This window comes from Rahnella sp. PAMC25617 (assembly GCF_050606005.1).
In the GTDB taxonomy this organism is placed as follows: domain Bacteria; phylum Pseudomonadota; class Gammaproteobacteria; order Enterobacterales; family Enterobacteriaceae; genus Rahnella; species Rahnella variigena.
On sequence record NZ_JBOCUM010000072.1, the window covers coordinates 1 to 209 of the forward strand.

Below are 209 nucleotides of genomic sequence, written 5' to 3' on the forward strand. Positions count from 1 at the left end.
AGAGGTAATTGTTTTTCCGAGTACGGGAAAATTGACTTCAACAGCTTTGCCTTTTGTAACCGCATTGACATAACGTTCTGGAACTTCAGCTTCAATATACATATCGTCCAAATTTACAATCTGCATCAATTGGGTTTGTCCTGCAGCAACAACACTTCCTTGTTCTGTGATGATATTATCAATAGTTCCTGAAAAAGGTGCTTTAATGA

General features: G+C 37.3%; 1 protein-coding gene. It reads right to left on the reverse strand.

Going from position 1 to position 209, the window contains the following annotated elements; genetic code table 11:
- Positions 1–209: HlyD family efflux transporter periplasmic adaptor subunit (locus ACM615_RS23955; protein ID WP_431012636.1), on the reverse strand; the 209-nt coding region annotated here is incomplete at both ends.